This is a genomic window from Sphingobium sp. TomTYG73 (assembly GCF_055394245.1).
The window spans coordinates 555,820-571,005 of sequence record NZ_AP027339.1; the positions used below are offsets into that span (position 1 = coordinate 555,820).

The window sequence follows — 15,186 nt, forward strand, 5'->3', positions numbered from 1 at the left end:
ATTATGTCTAGATTGAAGCCAGACTCCGTTCGCCCTGAGCCTATCGAAGGGCATTCCTTTACTTCAGAAGAAGAGAAGGGCTTCGACAAGCTCAGCCCGAACGGGGAGGGGGTGGCTCTACGGGGCGTAGAAAATGGCTTCACCCTGGTCGAGCTGATGGTGGTGATCGTCATCATCGGGCTGCTGGCTACGATCGTGGCGATCAACGTCATTCCGGCGACCGATACGGCGCGGGTGGAGAAGGCGAAGGCGGATGTTGCGACGATCGAGCAGGCGCTGGAGCAGTATCGGCTCGATAATCTGAGCTATCCTTCGCAGGCTGACGGGCTGCAAGCGCTGATCAACGCGCCCGCCTCGCTGGCGCAGCCGCAGCGCTATCGCCGGGGTGGTTATATCAAGAAGCTGCCGGATGATCCGTGGGGCCGGGCTTATAATTATGCGGTGCCGGGGCGGAAGGGTGCGTTCGATATCAGTTCGCTGGGCGCGGACGGCCAGCCGGGCGGCGAGAGCGAGAATGCGGATATTTATTCCAGCGAGCTTTGAGGCGCGGTTTATTCCGTTCGTGGGGAGCTTCGGCAAAGCCTATGCTGAGCCTGTCGAAAGACTCAGCCTGAACGAGGATAAACGCCCGATCGCCAATGGCTTTACCTTAATCGAGCTGATGGTCGTGTTGACGATCATCGGGTTCATCTCGGCTGCGGTGGTGCTGGCCATGCCTGATCCGCGCGGGCGGGTTGTCGAGGATGCCGATCGCTTTGCCGCGCGCGTTGCTGCCGCGCGCGACGAAGCGGTCGTTACCGCGCGCCCGATGGGCGTTTGGGTTTCGGCTTCGGGCTATGGCTTTCAGCGGCGTGAAGGGGCGCAATGGGTGCCGTTGGAGGACAAGCCCTTCGTGACCGCCAACTGGAAGGCGGGAACGCGGGCGCTGGTTGGCAAGGATGGGCGGCAGCAGATCGGCTTTGATGGAACTGGCCTGCCTACTGACGCCATGACGGTGACTTTGGCGCGGGAGGCGGATCGGGTTTCTGTGACCGTGGACATGGCGGGGAAGGTCATGGTCGGTGGGTAGGCTTGGTATCTTCGGTAGCTCTGCTGGAAGAAAAGAAGGGGCTTCGACAAGCTCAGCCCGAACGGGTGAAAGGTCGGCTCCAACGGGTGAGCGAGGCTTTACGCTGTTGGAGATGTTGGTGGCGTTGGCGGTGTTCAGTCTGGCTGCGTTGGCGCTGGTGCGGTTGCAGGGGGTGACGTTGCGGACGGCGGCCGATCTCGACAGCAAGGCGCTGGGGCAGATTGTCGCGCGTAACCTGATGGTGGAGATGCAGACCGATCCTGCGCCGCCCTCGCTGGGCAGCGAAGAGGGTGATGTCGATAATGGCGGACGGCGCTGGCATTGGGTGCGGACGGTCAAGGCTACTAACGACAAGCGGCTGTTGCAGGTTGATCTGACCGTGAATGGGCAGGTGGGGGCTTCGCCGGTTGTGCTTAGCTTTGTGCGGGTGGTGCAATGATGCGCGCCATAGCCAGCAGGGATTTCAGTCGCGCATCAGGCTGCTCGACCCTTCGACAGGGCTCAGGACAGGCTTCACTCGAAGCGAACGGAGGGCCGGGCGGGCAGGCGGGCTTTACGTTGATAGAGCTGCTCGTCGCTCTGATGATCTTTGCGATGCTGGCGGCGGCGGGCGTGCTCCTGCTGGGGAATAGCGTGTCGGCGCAGGCGCAGGTCAAGGCGCGGCTGGATGACATGGCGGCCGTGCAGCGGACAGGCGGCGCGCTGGCGGCCGATCTTGGGCAGGCGGTGCCGCGCATCAGCCGCACGGAGACGGGGACGCTGGCGCCTGCATTCTGGTCGCATCGCGAGGGCGAGGCCGTGCCGGTGATGCAGTTTGTGCGCGGCGGCTGGGACAATCTGGGCGATTTGCCCCGGCCTTCCTTGCAGAAGGTGGAATATTGGGTGCGGCAAGGGCGGCTGGAGCGGCGGACCTATGCGCAGGTTGACGGCGCGGCTGGGGACGAGCCAGCTACGCTGCTGGACCATGTGGATGATGTCGCGCTGCGCTTTCGCGATGCGCAGGGGGAGTGGCGTGGCGAGTGGATACCGACGCAGCCTGACCTGATGCCGCGCGCCGTTGAGATGACGGTCACGCGCACGGGAGAGCCGCCGGTGACGCTGCGCTTTCTGGTGGGGCCTGGCCCTGCCGAAAAGCTGGAAGGGGAGATGGCTGGTGCCTGATCCTGGGAAAAGGGGCGAGCGGGGGGCCGCGTTGCTGACCGTATTGCTGCTGGTCGCGGTGATGGCTGTGGTTGCCTCTACGGCGTTGGAGCGGTTGGCGCTGGCTACGCGGATGACTGGGAATAGTGGCGCGGTGGATCAGGCGCGCGCCTTTGCTGATGCCGGGGCGGAGATGGCGCGGTTGCGGATCGGCGATCTGGTCGCGGCCAATCCGGGCAAGACGACGCTGGCGGGGAATTGGATGGGGACGCCGCAGCCGGTGGCTATTCCCGGTGGTGTGGCGAGTGCGCGGGTGAGCGATGCGGGCAACTGCTTCAACCTCAACAGCGTGGTGGCTGGTGAGAATGAGTCCAATTTGAAGGTGCGCCCGGTCGGCGTGTCGCAATTTCAGGCGCTGTTGCAGGCGCTGGGCGTCGATGCGCGGCAGGCGCAGGTGGCGGCGACGTCTCTGGCCGACTGGATCGATAGCGACAGCGTGCCGCAGCCCGGCGGGGCGGAGGACGAGGTTTATGCGCAGGCGGCGCGGCCCTATCGCACGGCCAATCGCTTCATGGTGGATGCCAGCGAGCTTCGCGCTGTGCATGGGGTGACGCCGGCCATCTATGATCTGGCGCGGCCTTGGGTGTGTGCGCTGCCGACGGCGGATTTGTCGCCGATCAACGTCAATACGCTGCTGCCCGATGAGGCGGTGCTGTTCGCGATGCTGCTGCAAGGGCAGGTGAGCGTGACGCAGGCGCGGCAATATCTGGCGCAGCGGCCCGCCGAGGGTTACGGCAGCACGGTGCGATTTTGGGCGCCGCTGGCCAGCCAGGGTATCAATCCGCTTGAGGAAGCGGCCAATCAGGTCAAGTTGACGACAGGATTTTTCGGGGTGGAAGTGACGGTGGACGTTGGGGGAACGCAGGTGGTGGAGCGGGCGCTGATCGATGCCCGGCAGAGCCCGGCGAAGTTGATCCGCCGCAGCTGGGGGACCGGCGCATGAGCGTGCGTGACGGTCTGATCGTAACGCTGCCCGAGCAGGGTGAGCCGTTGTGGATGCGCGTTGTCGATGGCGCTGTGGCGCAGAGCGGCAGGGGGGCAAACTGGCTGGCCGCTTGTGGCTTGACGGCGCTGCCTGCCGATGCGGTGGTGATGCTGGTGCCGCCTGCTTCGATGGTGACTTTGTATTGGGCGGAGTATCCCGAGCTTGCGCCCCGGCAGGGTAGGGCGGCGGCGCGGCTGGCGGCGCTGGCGGGGGGGATCGTGCCTTCCGACCAGCTGTTTGCAGCGGGGGATGAGAATGACGATCCGGCGCGGCCGCATGTCGTTGCGGTCGCGGCGAGGAGTGACATGCAGCATTGGCTGCTCTGGGCGCAGCATCATGGGCTGGACCCGGACATCATCGTGCCTGCGCCGTTATTGTTGCCGGAGCCTGTCGAGGGTTTTGTGCGTGGCGCGCTGGATGGCGAGGCGGTGTTGCGGGGCAAGGACGTTGCTTTTGGCGGCGATCTGGCTTCGGTGCTGGCGGCCGATGCGGTGATTGAGGATGTGCCTGCCCATCTGTTGCAGGCGCGGGCAGTCGAAGCGCTGGAGCGGCCGCCACTGGACCTGCGGCAGGGGGATTTTGCCAAGCGGGTGCGGCGGGTCGCGGACAAGACGGTGCTTCGGCGGATATTGCTGTGGAGCGGGCTGATTTTGCTCATCAGCCTGCTGATTTCGTTGACGGTTCTGGTGCGGCAGCATGTGGCGGCGAGCAATCTGGATGCGGAGAGTCTGGCGCTGGCGCGGCAGGTGGCGCCGGGGGCAGGCGACTTGACGCAGGCCGAGGCGGAGATTGAGCGGCAGCTGGCGGAGCGCGGGGCGGGGGCTTATGCCTTTACCGCGCCGGTTGCGGGCTTGCTGAGCGCCTTGCAGGAGGCGCCGGGCGTGTCGATGACGGCGCTGTCGCGCGATCCGGACGGGATGATCCGGGCGACGCTGGCAGCAGCGAAGGTGGATGAGATCAATACGGTGCTGCTGGCGTTGCAGAGCGCGGGCTTCACCATCACGGCGACGCCTTCGCAGGATCCGGGCGGGCGAGCGCTGGCTGATATTACGGTGCGATCATGATGGAATCGGTAAGAACCATGTGGGGCGAGAGATCGCCGCGCGAGCAATGGATGCTGGGCGTGATGTTCGCCCTGCTGGCGGTGGTGGTGCTGTGGCTGGGCGTGGTGGGGCCGCTGGCTTCGGCGCAGCGGTCGGCACGTGAAGGGCTGCTCGCCGCGACCGATCGCAATGCGGCGATGCGGGCGAAGGTGAAGTTGCTCAAGACATTGCCGCGACGGGTTGCGGCGAGTTCCGGGACGGCGATCGACCAGCTTGTGAGCCAGAGCGCGGGCGAGGCTGGGCTGACGCTGGAGCGGGCGGAGGCGCAGGGCGGCGCGCGGATCGAGATTGCGATGGCTTCGGTGCGGCCGGTGGCGCTGTTTTCCTGGCTGGCGGCGCTGGAGGCGCAGGGGGTGCGGGTCGAGACGATGAGCGCGCGGCCGTCGCCGACTGCGGGCAGCATTTCGGTGCAGGCGGTGCTGGTGCGGGGGGCTGGGCAATGAAGCGGCTGGGCTGGTCGCGGCGGACGCGGATTGCGATCGTGCTGTTATTGGCGTTCGGGCTTATCCTGTTCATGCCGATGCGGATTGCGCTGGGGCTTTCTGGGCTGGAACGACTGGGCGTCGCCGCGCGGGAGGTGCGAGGGACGCTGTGGAGCGGGCGGCTCGATCAGCTGATGCTGGGCACGATGCCGGTCGGGTCGGTGAATGCCGCTTTATCGCCGGTGTCTTTGCTGATGGGGCGGGCGCGGTTCGACATATGGCGGCGGCAGGGCGCGGCGGATGATCTGAGCGGCGCGCTGACCGTGGGTTTCGGGCGCGTGGGCATAGATGATGTGACTGGCACGGTGCCGCTCGGGCGAAGCTTTGCGCCGCTGCCGATCGCGAGTTTGGCGATGGAGGATGTGACCGCTTATTTTTCCGGCGATCGCTGCGGCCATGCCGAGGGTCGGGTGCGGGCGCAGATGGCGGGGCAATTCCCGGGTCTCAACCTGACGCAAGGGCTGTCCGGCGTGGCGAGTTGTGATGGCGAGGCGTTGCTGCTGCCGCTGGTGAGCCAGTCTGGGCTGGAGAAGATCAACCTGCGGATATGGCGGTCAGGACGCTATGTTGCCGAGATGCGGGTGGAGACGGCGGACGCGGCGCTCGGCGATGCGCTGGCGAAGGTTGGCTTTGCGGGGACAAGCGGCGCGCGGGTGCTGAAGGTCGAAGGAACGCTGTGATCGATCCGCTGTGGGCGGGGCTGGGCGCGGTTGCAGGGGCGATCGCGGGCAGCTTTTTGGGAACGCTGATATTGCGCTGGCCCGAGGGTCGCGGCGTCATGCGTGGACGGTCGGTCTGCGATAGCTGCGGGCGGGTGCTGGGAGCGGTCGACCTTGTCCCGATGATAAGCGCGCTACTGTCGCGGGGCAGGTGTAGGACTTGCGGTGGGAAGATAGCACCGCTGCACGGGCGCATGGAGGCGGCGTGCGCGGTGATCGGGGCGCTGGCCTGCGGTCTGGCGCCGGGGCTGGTGGGGGCTGGATGGGCTTTGCTTGGATGGCTGTTGCTGACATTGGCGATCCTGGATTGGCGACATTTCTGGTTGCCGGATGCGTTGACGTTGCCGTTGGCGTTCCTTGGACTGACACTGGGCCTGTGGGTGACGGATGCGGTGCTGCCCGATCGAGTGATCGGGGCAGCAGGAGGATATGGCGTTCTGCTGGCGGTGGCGGTCAGCTATCGGATGGCGCGCGGGCGCGAAGGATTGGGCCTGGGCGATGCAAAGCTGATGGGCGGTCTTGGGGCGTGGTTTGGATGGCAGGCGCTGCCGTTCGTCCTGCTGATGGCTGCGGGGATTGGTCTGGTGGCGGTGCTGGCAAGTGCCGCGTTGGGCCGCAAGATAACGGCAGCGACGCGGGTGCCGCTCGGCACATGTCTGGCGGTCGCGGCCTTCCCCGGGTGGTGGGTGTCGATGCTGGTTGTCTAGTTGCTGTCGCTTTTAGCGCACACGCCAGCGATAATCCTCTTCCCGCACCTCAGTGACGGCATATCCTTCGGGATCGCGAGCAGGGCGAAAACGGTATCGTTCCATGATGACGCGACACGTCATTGCGTCGATCTCCGGATATCCGCTTCCTTCGATAACTTCGCATCTATCGACCTGTCCTGAAGGACCTATGGCGTATCGCACGCCGATCGTCACGCGGCCCACGCCGCGCAAGGAGCCAGGGAAATCCGAATTGCGAAAGCGGCCGCCGGTTTGGCGCGCTCGAGAGAAATCGCCTCTCTCGCCATCCCCCTGGCCAGTGCCGGTTCCAGTGCCGGTTCCAGTGCCCCCGGACCCGCTGCCAAAGCCGGGAGTAGCGCTACTACCCGCGCCGCCTGCGCCGCTCGTCGGCGCGGTGGGTAGGGTTGGAGCAAGGGTATTTATCATGGGTGACGGGGCGACAACGCTGGGAGGGCGCGGCGGTTGATCTCGCACCTTCACGGCGCGTGGAGGAGATCCGGACGCAGCGCCGCCTTCGCGTTTGGATTCGCGAGCTTCCTTAGGCTGGGGAGGTTTGGGTTGGTCCGGCGTGGGGGGCTTCAGATTGAACAACGCCAAAGGGGTGCTATCTATCGCCGAGCGTAATAGCGAAGGCGCTCGAAGGCCAATTATCAATGCATAGCCGATCACGGCGTTGACCAAGAGCGCCGCAATAGCGGGGACGATTCTGCCCCGGCCCTGCCATCGCTGCGCCCAAGATGCTGTCATGTCATTGAATGCCGCGCGCAACGCGCGGCGATATTGCGTTAGCGGTAAACGCGGTTGCCGTTGCGATCGATATAATATTCGCGGCCGCGACGGTCACGTTCCCACCGGCGTTGTCCATCGGACGTGGCCGCACCTACGACAGCACCACCCGCAGCGCCGATCGCCGCGCCTTCAGCAACACCAAGCCCAGGCACTATCGCACCTGCTACCGCACCACCGACTGCGCCGATACCTGCACCCCGCAGTCCATCGCGCGTCGTTTCACGAGAACAGCCGCCGACGCTGGCAGCGGCTGCCAATCCTGCCATCAATAAGAATGTGTTACGCATGGTTCGTCTCCACAATTGCCCAACATCAAACGACAGAGACGCAAGTTGGTTCGATCCATATGTCACAAACGTGCCGAACGGCGCCGAAATTACGAGCGTTCGATGTGTATCTATGAAGAGTGGTGACCCGTACGGGAGGGGTTGGACTCAATAAAGAATAGCCGCAAAACGGCTTCAGCCTCTCCGCCTGATCCTACTGGCGTCAGCCGGTTAGTCATTCAGGCGGCCGAGATCGACTATATTCGTCGTTCCCAAGCGGCGCAGACGTCATTTGCGGAAAATTATGTCGGCTTGCGCCTAAAGGCGGCGTGACGCGAGGAAAAGAACGGCAATTTTCGTCTTGAGAAAACTGAATGACAAGGCGCTCCCTGGGAATTGCGTCGAAACCCGCCTGATCACAGGTCCTGCCGGTGCGCGGTTAAGGTGAAGTTTACTGTGACCTTCGCAGCGATCGTTTCATCAGTGGGTGAACCGACATCAAACATGTTCCGGTCAAGATCTGCTCGGCCTTCGGCTCTGGCCGTGTCGCCATCCTGATGCAGCGTGAAGCGTAACGTGACCGGGCGGCGGCGTCCGTTCAGGTCCAGCATGCCTCTGGCTTCGTACAGGTCGCCGCCCTGTGGCCGGAAACCCTTGGCGCGGAACACAGCATGCGGATGCGCGGATATGTCGAAGTAATCGGGGCCTCGCAGCGTTTCGTCGCGTTGTGCGTCGCCCGTGACGGCGGAGGCCAGGTCGATCGTCACCAGGATTGCGCTGCCGGGCAAATCGTCTGGACTGTAGCGGATGTCCGATTTCCAGTGAAGGAAGGATCCGTCCACCGCCGCGCCGCTCCACATGGCGATAAAGCCGAGCTTCCCCTGCCCCATGACGCGCCACCGTGACAATGGAAGGTGTTGCGAATTGGCCGTTGGCACCGGCGTAGCTTTTGGAGCCGTCAGGGTCGTGGCAGGCCGTTGCGCTGGGGTAAAATCGGGCGAAGGTGGCACTATCTTGATCGGCGCGGGCGTTCCTTTGTGCCGCGCCACGGCTATGGTGGGCGTTCCGGTAAGAAAGAATGATGCCGAACCTGCCAATGCCATTGTTCCTAGCGCAACCAGCAGCGCAAGCCCCGGCGCCAAACCCGGGATCATGCGAGCAAGCAAATCCTCGCGCTTGTAGAATTGATGGCGAATAGCCCCAGCGACATGCAGCACGACCAATCCGGCCAGGACATAAGCCGCCAGGCGATGCGTGTCATAGGCTATTCCATTGAGGCCAAGAGGGATCGGCAGATGCGGCCAGGCAATCGTGCCGAACAGCAGCGTCGGCACCCGCAGCTTGCTGGTTGAGACCAGCGCCCAGCCGCTGAGCGGGGCGAGCAGCATGACTGTGTAGAGCAATTGATGCGTCACCTTTGCCGCGAACGCAGATATCCGATCATCCGCCAGTGCCGGGGGGCGGGGGTGGGCCAGGCGGATGCCAACCCGCAGAAGGGTGAGCAGCAGGATGACGATCCCGATCGACTTGTGCAGTTGATAGGCGGCAAATTGGCTCAGCCCCGGCGCGATGCCGGACAATTGCCAGCCCAGGACGAGTTGAAAGATCAGGGCTGCCGCGATCGACCAATGCAACGCGATTGCCGTCCTGGAATAGCGCTGTGGCGACATGGGCAGTTTTTTCCTTATGGCGATGTCAAAGAAGAGCGCGAGCGGCGGGCGGGCAATGAAGGGAACACCGGTTCATTCGTAAACCTTGGACGAATTGCTGTGCCGTCCTCCAGTCACCAGAAGGGCTAATGCGCATGCCGCGATCAGCGACCCTGATGCCATGGTCAGCGCTACGGCGGGAAGCTTGAAATCGAGAGTGAAAAGGAAACCAGCAAGGATGGGACCCAAAGCAGCTCCTCCACGGCCGAGGCCGATCACTATTCCCGTGCCGCCCGCCCGGACGGCCGTTGGGAAAGATTGCGCAATGATAGCATAGAGACCGACGACGGCCGCGTTGGTGAAATATCCCGCCGCCGCAGCTACCAGGGCCAAGCCGAAAAGGCTGGCTTGTCCCTGTCCGAAGGCAGTCACCATAGCCATCGACAGTAGGAGGGCGGCGATCACCAATATGCGGACGTCCAGCCGCCAACTGAGGGCACTGAGCGAAAGCGCGCCCAGCAAGCCGCCTACATTGGCCCATACCAGCACGCCACCAGCGGACGAGGGTGCGTAACCCATGTCCACGACGATCTTGGGCACCCATTTGAGGATGAAGTAAAAGGTCATGATGTGAAAGAAATAGGCGGCCGTCAGCAGCACCGTCGTGCGTGCGAGGCCGGGACTGAACAGCGCGGCAAAGGACGCCTTGGGTGCCGCTGCATTTGAAGCAGGCAATGCATCCAGTGCATTATGTCCCATCCGGCCCATCAGCTGATTGATCCGGTCCAGCGCATTGGCCGGGCGTCGTTGAAGGAGGAAGCCGATCGATTCAGGAAGCAGCAGGAAAGTCAGCGGCAAGAAGATTGCAGTGACGACTCCTCCCAGCAGGAATATGTCGCGCCATTCGCCCGACATCAGCAGCATCGAAGCGGCCGAGCCGCCAAGGATCGCGCCGATCGGATAGCCCGCCGCCATGAGGGCAACGGCCAGGCTGCGGGTGCGCGCGTTGGCAAGCTCCGCGACGATGGCGTTGGTGCAAGCCAGCATGCCGCCAATGCCGAGGCCAGTGATAAGCCGTATCATCGACAGGGAGACAACGCTGAATGAAAAGGTCGCGGCCAACATACCCGTCGCCATGACCACGAGGCAGAGCAGGATAGTGGGACGACGGCCGATGCGATCAGCCAGGCCGCCGAGCAGCACGGACCCCACAGCCATGCCGATCAGTTCCATCGAAAGCACGACGCCCAATGCGGCGCGGTCGATGCCCCACTCCGCGGCAATGCCGGGCGAGGCGAAGCTGATTGCCAGAACATCAAAGCCATCAAGCGCGTTCAGCATGATGCACAACGCTACAGCCGCGATTTGCAGGCGGCCCATGGGCGCTTCATCAAGCAATCGCCTGATGTCCGTTCCGTTCTGCGCCATCCTCACCTCCCCTGAAATGATTGTCGATCTGGTTATTGCCTTGTTGGTCAGGCGTCTTCCGGAGCTGTCAGCATAAGGGCGTCGAGGGCGATTGCGCCTTTACCCTGCGGATAGACGATCACCGGATTAAGATCGATCTCCCGAATTGAAGGTTCGGCGAGAAGGATGCGGCCAAGCCTATGGATAATCCCCGCTGCCGCCTCCACATCCAGCGGGGGCGATCCGCGAAAGCCGCGCAGCAGCGGCGCTTGCTTGAGCTGGTCCAGTTCAGCGGCGATGGCGTCGATCGAGAGGCCGGGGGTGATCAGGCGCACGTCCTGCAGGATTTCCGCCGTGACCCCGCCGAACCCGCACAGGATGACTGGCCCCCAGTCTGGATCGTTCTTCGCGCCGATGATAAGTTCGACGCCGCGTTCGCCCATGGCTTCGAGCAGAACACCGTCGAGCGCGATGGTCGCATCATAGGCGGCGACATCGGCATATAACCGGTCCCAGCCCGCGCGCAGTTCGTCAGCGTTGGAGAGGTTCAACACCACGCCGCCCGCATCGCTCTTGTGGCTTAGACGGGCGGACTGTGCCTTGAGCGCGACCGGATAGCCGACCGCTTGCGCAGCGCGGAGTGCGTCGTCGATGCTGGTGCAGAAGGCGCCCTTCGGGAACGGGATGCCGAGCGGGGCGAGGATCGCCTTGGCGCGATATTCCGGGATGACGCCGCTCTGCCCGGCGAGGCCGGAGGCCGGCAGAGGGGTGGTCGGCGCTTCGCTGAAGTCCTGGCGCGCATGGTCGTTGAGGCGCTTCAGGGCGCGGAAGGCGCGTTCGGTCGAAGGGAAATAGGGGATGCCAAGCGCGCGCAGCTGATCAATATGTTTGGACGGAACCGGCGCGCCCTCGTCCAGCCCGGCGAAGATGATCGGCTTGTCCGGCCGCAATTCGTCAACAGCGCGCAGGATGGGCGGCAGCTTGATGCCGACGGTCACGGGATCGGTCTGGATAATGCCCGCGACGATGCTGCCGAACCGGTCGTCGGTAAACAGCGCCGCCAGCGTCCGGCGATATAGATCGGGATCGACCAGCCCTTGTGCGGTCAGGTCCAGCGGGTTGGAGACGGGCACGAAGTCGGGCAGCGCCGCGCGCAGGGCAGGGGCGTTGGCGTCATTCACCTGCGGCAGGTCGAGGGCGATCGCGTCGCACAGGTCGAGGGTTAGCGCCTTGAACGCGCCGCTTTCGCCTAGCACCGCGACGCCGCCAGCCGGGATGGTTGGACAGCGCAATGCGATTTCGGCGACGTCGCCCAGCTCCTCCAGCGTTTCGGCGAGGATGACGCCCGCGCGCTCCACCTTGACGCGCATGACCTGATAGTCGCCTGCCATCGCCCCGGTATGGGTGGCGGCGGATTCACGTGCGGCGGCCGACCGGCCCGGGTGCAGGAGGACGATGGTCTTGCCCAGCGCGCGGGCGCGGCGGGCGGCGGCGAGAAAGCGCTGGGGCTGCCGGAACTGTTCCACGATCATGGCGATGACGCGCGTGGAACTGTCCTCCAGCAGGTAATCGACATAATCTTCGACGCCCGATGCGGCTTCGTTGCCGGTCGAGATCGAGAAGGACAGGCCCAAATCGCGCGAAGCAAGCGTGGTGCATAACACGCAAGCCATCGCCCCGCTTTGCGACACGACGCCTATGCCGGGACGATCGCCCAACGGCTTGGCGTCGGTCTCAACGAAGGTCAGCGGTACGCGTTCGATGAAGTTGGTCATGCCAAGGCAGTTTGGCCCTTCGACGACCATGCCGGTCTCGGCGGCGATGCGGCCAATCTCGCGCTGCTCCGCCAGACCTTCCTCACCGCCTTCGGCAAATCCGGCGGAAAAGATGACGGCGGCGCCGACATTGCGCGCGGCCAGCGCCTTCACCGTATCGAGCACCGCTACGCGCGGGATGGCGAGGACGGCGGCATCAACGCCATCGGGCAAAGCATCGACCGACGGCAGGCATGGCCGTCCGCCGATTTCGGCGCGCTTGGGATTGATGAGGTGGATGTCGCCTGAAAAGCCGTTGCGCGTCAGGTTGGACAGGACGGATGCGCCCAGCGCACCCGGTTTGTCCGATGCGCCGACGATCGCCACCGATCGCGGGCGCAGCAGCCGGTCGAGCGCATTGCCGGTGCGGGCGGTGACGGGCGGATTGAGGGTGTCGGCCGTCATGGGTCCGTCTCTCCAAAAAACTATTTGGGCGGGCCGACTTTTCGGTCGGTCCCGCCAGTTTACCGCTGTTCAGGCCTGCTGTTTCGACTTGTCATAAGCGCCAAGGCCCGGCTTGTAGCTCTTGTCGTCGATGAACTGCCTGATGCCTTCCTTGCGGCCTTCATTGTCGAAGCTGTTGGCCGCTTCCTGCGCGCGGATCAGATAATCCTCGGCATTGTCATAGGTCATCTCGCGCACCCGGCGGATGGCGTCCTTGGTCGCCTTGAGCGCCACGGGGTTCTTGGTCAGCAGCGTCTGCGCAACCTGCGACACACGGCCCTTCAGTGCGCCAAGCGGCAGCGCTTCGTTGACGAAGCCCCATTCCGCCGCCGTCTTGCCGTCCACATTCTCCCCCATCAGGGCGTGGTACATAGCATTGCGGAAGCTGGTAAGTTCCGTAGCTACCTTGGCCGCGCCGCCGCCGGGCAGGATACCCCAGTTGATTTCGCTGAGGCCGAACTGCGCTTCCTCCGCCGCGAAGGCGAGGTCGCAGGCGAAGAGCGGGCCGTAGCCGCCGCCAAAGCACCATCCGTTGACCATCGCGATGGTGGGCTTCTGATACCAGCGCAGGCGGCGCCACCAGCCATAGCTTTCCCGCTGCGCGTCGCGCGTGCCCTTCAGACCCTGCGCTTCGGTTTCGCGGAAATATTCCTTTAGGTCCATGCCCGCGCTCCACGCCGTACCCTCGCCAGTCAGGACGAGGACACCGACATCGTCGCGAAACTCAAGTTCATCGAGCACGCGCATCATCTGGCGATTGAGGCGCGGCGACATGCAATTGCGCTTGTCCGGGCGGTTGAGACTGACCCAGGCGACGCCGTCCTCCACCGTGAAGGCGACGGTTTCGATTTCGGCCTGCTCGACGCCATCGGCATGCAGGAAGTTGGTCATGGTAAAGTCCTTGTTCTGGTCATCATGCCAGCGAAAGCTGGCATCTCGTGCGGCTGGATCGTGCCTCTCCGCTTGAGATCCCAGCGTTCGCTGGGATGACGAAGGGAGTGAGCGTTAAATCGGATAATGGCCGGGCTGGGTCTCCATCGTGATCCAGCGCAATTCGGTGAAGCTGTCGATGCCCGCGCGGCCGCCGAACTTGCCATAGCCTGATGCCTTGACGCCGCCGAAGGGCATTTGCGCTTCGTCATGGACGGTCGGGCCGTTCACATGGCAGATGCCGGACTGGATTTGCCGAGCGACCCGTAGGCCGCGTGCCGTGTCGCGGGTAAAGACCGATGCGGACAAGCCATATTCGGTATCGTTGGCGAGTTCGATCGCATGCGCTTCATCGCGGGCGCGGATGATGCCGACGACCGGGCCGAAGCTTTCATCACGGAACAGCTTCATCTGCGGCGTGACGCGGTCGATGACATGGGCGGGCATCAAGATGCCATTCGCCTCTCCTCCATTCAACTGGATCGCGCCTGCCGCCAACGCATCATCGATAAGCGTACGGACATGGGAAACCGTCTTACGATCGATCACCGCGCCGAGCGGCGTCTTGCCCTCACGCGGGTCGCCCACCGCCATGGTGCCGACCTTGGCCTGGAACTTCTCTACAAAGGTGTCGGCGATGGCATCGACCACGATGATCCGCTCGGTCGACATGCAAATCTGGCCCTGGTTCATGAAGGCGCCGAACGCGGCGGCCTTCACCGCTTCGTCAAGATCGGCATCCTCCAGCACGATCAGCGGCGCCTTGCCGCCCAGTTCCAGCACCACAGGCTTCAGATGCTCAGCGCAGCGTTTCGCGATGATCCGGCCGACCGGCGTCGATCCCGTGAAGTTCACCCGGCGCACGGCTGGATGGTCGATCATCGCGCCGACCACATCGGCCGCGTCCTGCGGCGCGTTGGTGATCAGGTTGACGATGCCACCGGTGAACCCTGCTTCCACAAAGGCCTGGACGATCAGGCCATGGGTGCGCGGACATTGTTCGGATGCCTTGAGCACCACGCTGTTGCCGCAGGCGAGCGGCACGGCGATGGCGCGGGTGGCGAGGATGATCGGCGCATTCCACGGCGCCATCGACAGCACCACGCCCGCCGGTTCCCGGATCGCCATGGCGATGCAGCCGGGCTTGTCGGACGGGATCACCTCTCCGCCGATCTGGGTGGTGAGGGCAGCCGCTTCGCGCACCATAGAGCTGGATAGCATCAGGTTGAAGCGCGCCCAGCCCTCGGTCGCGCCGATTTCCTCCATCATCGCGTTGATGAAATCGCCCACGCGGGCATCGAGCGCGTCGGCGGCCTTCATCAGCAAGGCGCGGCGGGCATTGGGGCCGGTTTGCGACCAGGCGGGGAATGCTGCCTTGGCGGCGTCGACCGCGGCAATGGCGTCTTCGGCGCTGGCGGCGGCGGCCCGGGTGGCGACGGCGCCAGTGACCGGGTTCAACCGTTCGAAAGCCGATGCGGCACTGCGCGATTCGCCGCCGATGATCAGGGAAATTTCCGATGCGGACATGTGTCAGGTCCTCTCCTAATGTTATGTTGCATATCAATGTTGATTGTTCTGAGCAATAACATTATGAGGGAGTC

At 64.1% G+C, this 15,186-nt stretch carries 16 protein-coding genes; 9 read left to right on the top strand and 7 right to left on the bottom strand.

Annotated elements, in window-relative coordinates; all coding sequences use genetic code 11:
- The first annotated feature begins 3 nt into the window (after positions 1–3).
- The 9 genes from gspG (at position 4) to ACZ5TH_RS02920 (ending at position 6,265) form a co-directional block, all read left to right on the top strand.
- Positions 4–543, top strand: coding sequence for a type II secretion system major pseudopilin GspG (gene gspG / locus ACZ5TH_RS02880; RefSeq protein ID WP_464794553.1), 540 nt, complete (start codon positions 4–6; stop codon positions 541–543).
- Positions 544–661: 118 nt separating this feature from the next.
- A complete protein-coding gene (locus tag ACZ5TH_RS02885) occupies positions 662–1,069 on the top strand; it encodes a GspH/FimT family pseudopilin (RefSeq protein WP_464795041.1) in 408 nt (135 codons plus the stop codon).
- Between the two features lie 112 nt (positions 1,070–1,181).
- Positions 1,182–1,508 (top strand): type II secretion system minor pseudopilin GspI, encoded by a 327-nt coding sequence (gspI, locus tag ACZ5TH_RS02890; RefSeq protein ID WP_464795042.1) that lies wholly within the window; start codon positions 1,182–1,184, stop codon positions 1,506–1,508.
- Positions 1,505–2,230, top strand: a complete 726-nt coding sequence (gene gspJ, locus ACZ5TH_RS02895) for a type II secretion system minor pseudopilin GspJ (RefSeq protein WP_464794554.1) — start codon at positions 1,505–1,507, stop codon at positions 2,228–2,230. Before gspI ends, gspJ begins: the two co-directional genes overlap by 4 nt.
- Positions 2,223–3,212, top strand: coding sequence for a type II secretion system minor pseudopilin GspK (gene gspK, locus ACZ5TH_RS02900; protein WP_464794555.1), 990 nt, complete (start codon positions 2,223–2,225; stop codon positions 3,210–3,212). The genes gspJ and gspK overlap by 8 nt, the downstream gene beginning before the upstream one ends.
- On the top strand, positions 3,209–4,318 hold the full coding sequence (gene gspL / locus ACZ5TH_RS02905) for a type II secretion system protein GspL (protein ID WP_464794556.1): 1,110 nt from the start codon (positions 3,209–3,211) through the stop codon (positions 4,316–4,318). Before gspK ends, gspL begins: the two co-directional genes overlap by 4 nt.
- Complete coding sequence (gene gspM, locus ACZ5TH_RS02910; protein WP_464794557.1) at positions 4,315–4,800, top strand: type II secretion system protein GspM; 486 nt, start codon at positions 4,315–4,317, stop codon at positions 4,798–4,800. The genes gspL and gspM overlap by 4 nt, the downstream gene beginning before the upstream one ends.
- Positions 4,797–5,519, top strand: a complete 723-nt coding sequence (gspN, locus tag ACZ5TH_RS02915; RefSeq protein WP_464794558.1) for a type II secretion system protein N — start codon at positions 4,797–4,799, stop codon at positions 5,517–5,519. Before gspM ends, gspN begins: the two co-directional genes overlap by 4 nt.
- Complete coding sequence (locus ACZ5TH_RS02920; RefSeq protein WP_464794559.1) at positions 5,516–6,265, top strand: prepilin peptidase; 750 nt, start codon at positions 5,516–5,518, stop codon at positions 6,263–6,265. Before gspN ends, ACZ5TH_RS02920 begins: the two co-directional genes overlap by 4 nt.
- A 12-nt stretch (positions 6,266–6,277) precedes the next feature.
- On the opposite strand, the gene ACZ5TH_RS02925 is transcribed toward ACZ5TH_RS02920, so the two are convergent.
- The 7 genes from ACZ5TH_RS02925 to ACZ5TH_RS02955 form a co-directional block, all read right to left on the bottom strand.
- Complete coding sequence (locus ACZ5TH_RS02925) at positions 6,278–6,712, bottom strand: energy transducer TonB (protein WP_464794560.1); 435 nt, start codon at positions 6,710–6,712, stop codon at positions 6,278–6,280.
- A 359-nt stretch (positions 6,713–7,071) separates the two neighbouring features.
- Entirely contained in the window at positions 7,072–7,362 is a 291-nt protein-coding gene (locus ACZ5TH_RS02930; protein ID WP_449471718.1) for a hypothetical protein, read from the bottom strand.
- A gap of 395 nt (positions 7,363–7,757) precedes the next feature.
- On the bottom strand, positions 7,758–9,011 hold the full coding sequence (locus ACZ5TH_RS02935; RefSeq protein ID WP_464794561.1) for a cytochrome b/b6 domain-containing protein: 1,254 nt from the start codon (positions 9,009–9,011) through the stop codon (positions 7,758–7,760).
- Positions 9,012–9,083: 72 nt separating this feature from the next.
- Positions 9,084–10,418 carry an MFS transporter gene (locus ACZ5TH_RS02940; protein WP_464794562.1) on the bottom strand — a complete coding sequence of 445 codons (1,335 nt, stop codon included), beginning with the start codon at positions 10,416–10,418 and terminating at the stop codon, positions 9,084–9,086.
- A gap of 47 nt (positions 10,419–10,465) precedes the next feature.
- Complete coding sequence (locus ACZ5TH_RS02945; protein WP_464794563.1) at positions 10,466–12,616, bottom strand: acetate--CoA ligase family protein; 2,151 nt, start codon at positions 12,614–12,616, stop codon at positions 10,466–10,468.
- 69 nt (positions 12,617–12,685) lie between these two features.
- The gene (locus tag ACZ5TH_RS02950) at positions 12,686–13,546 is read right to left on the bottom strand and encodes a p-hydroxycinnamoyl CoA hydratase/lyase (RefSeq protein WP_464794564.1); all 861 of its coding nucleotides are present in this window, start codon (positions 13,544–13,546) and stop codon (positions 12,686–12,688) included.
- Between the two features lie 114 nt (positions 13,547–13,660).
- Positions 13,661–15,112 (bottom strand): aldehyde dehydrogenase, encoded by a 1,452-nt coding sequence (locus tag ACZ5TH_RS02955; protein WP_464794565.1) that lies wholly within the window; start codon positions 15,110–15,112, stop codon positions 13,661–13,663.
- Positions 15,113–15,186: the final 74 nt, after the last annotated feature.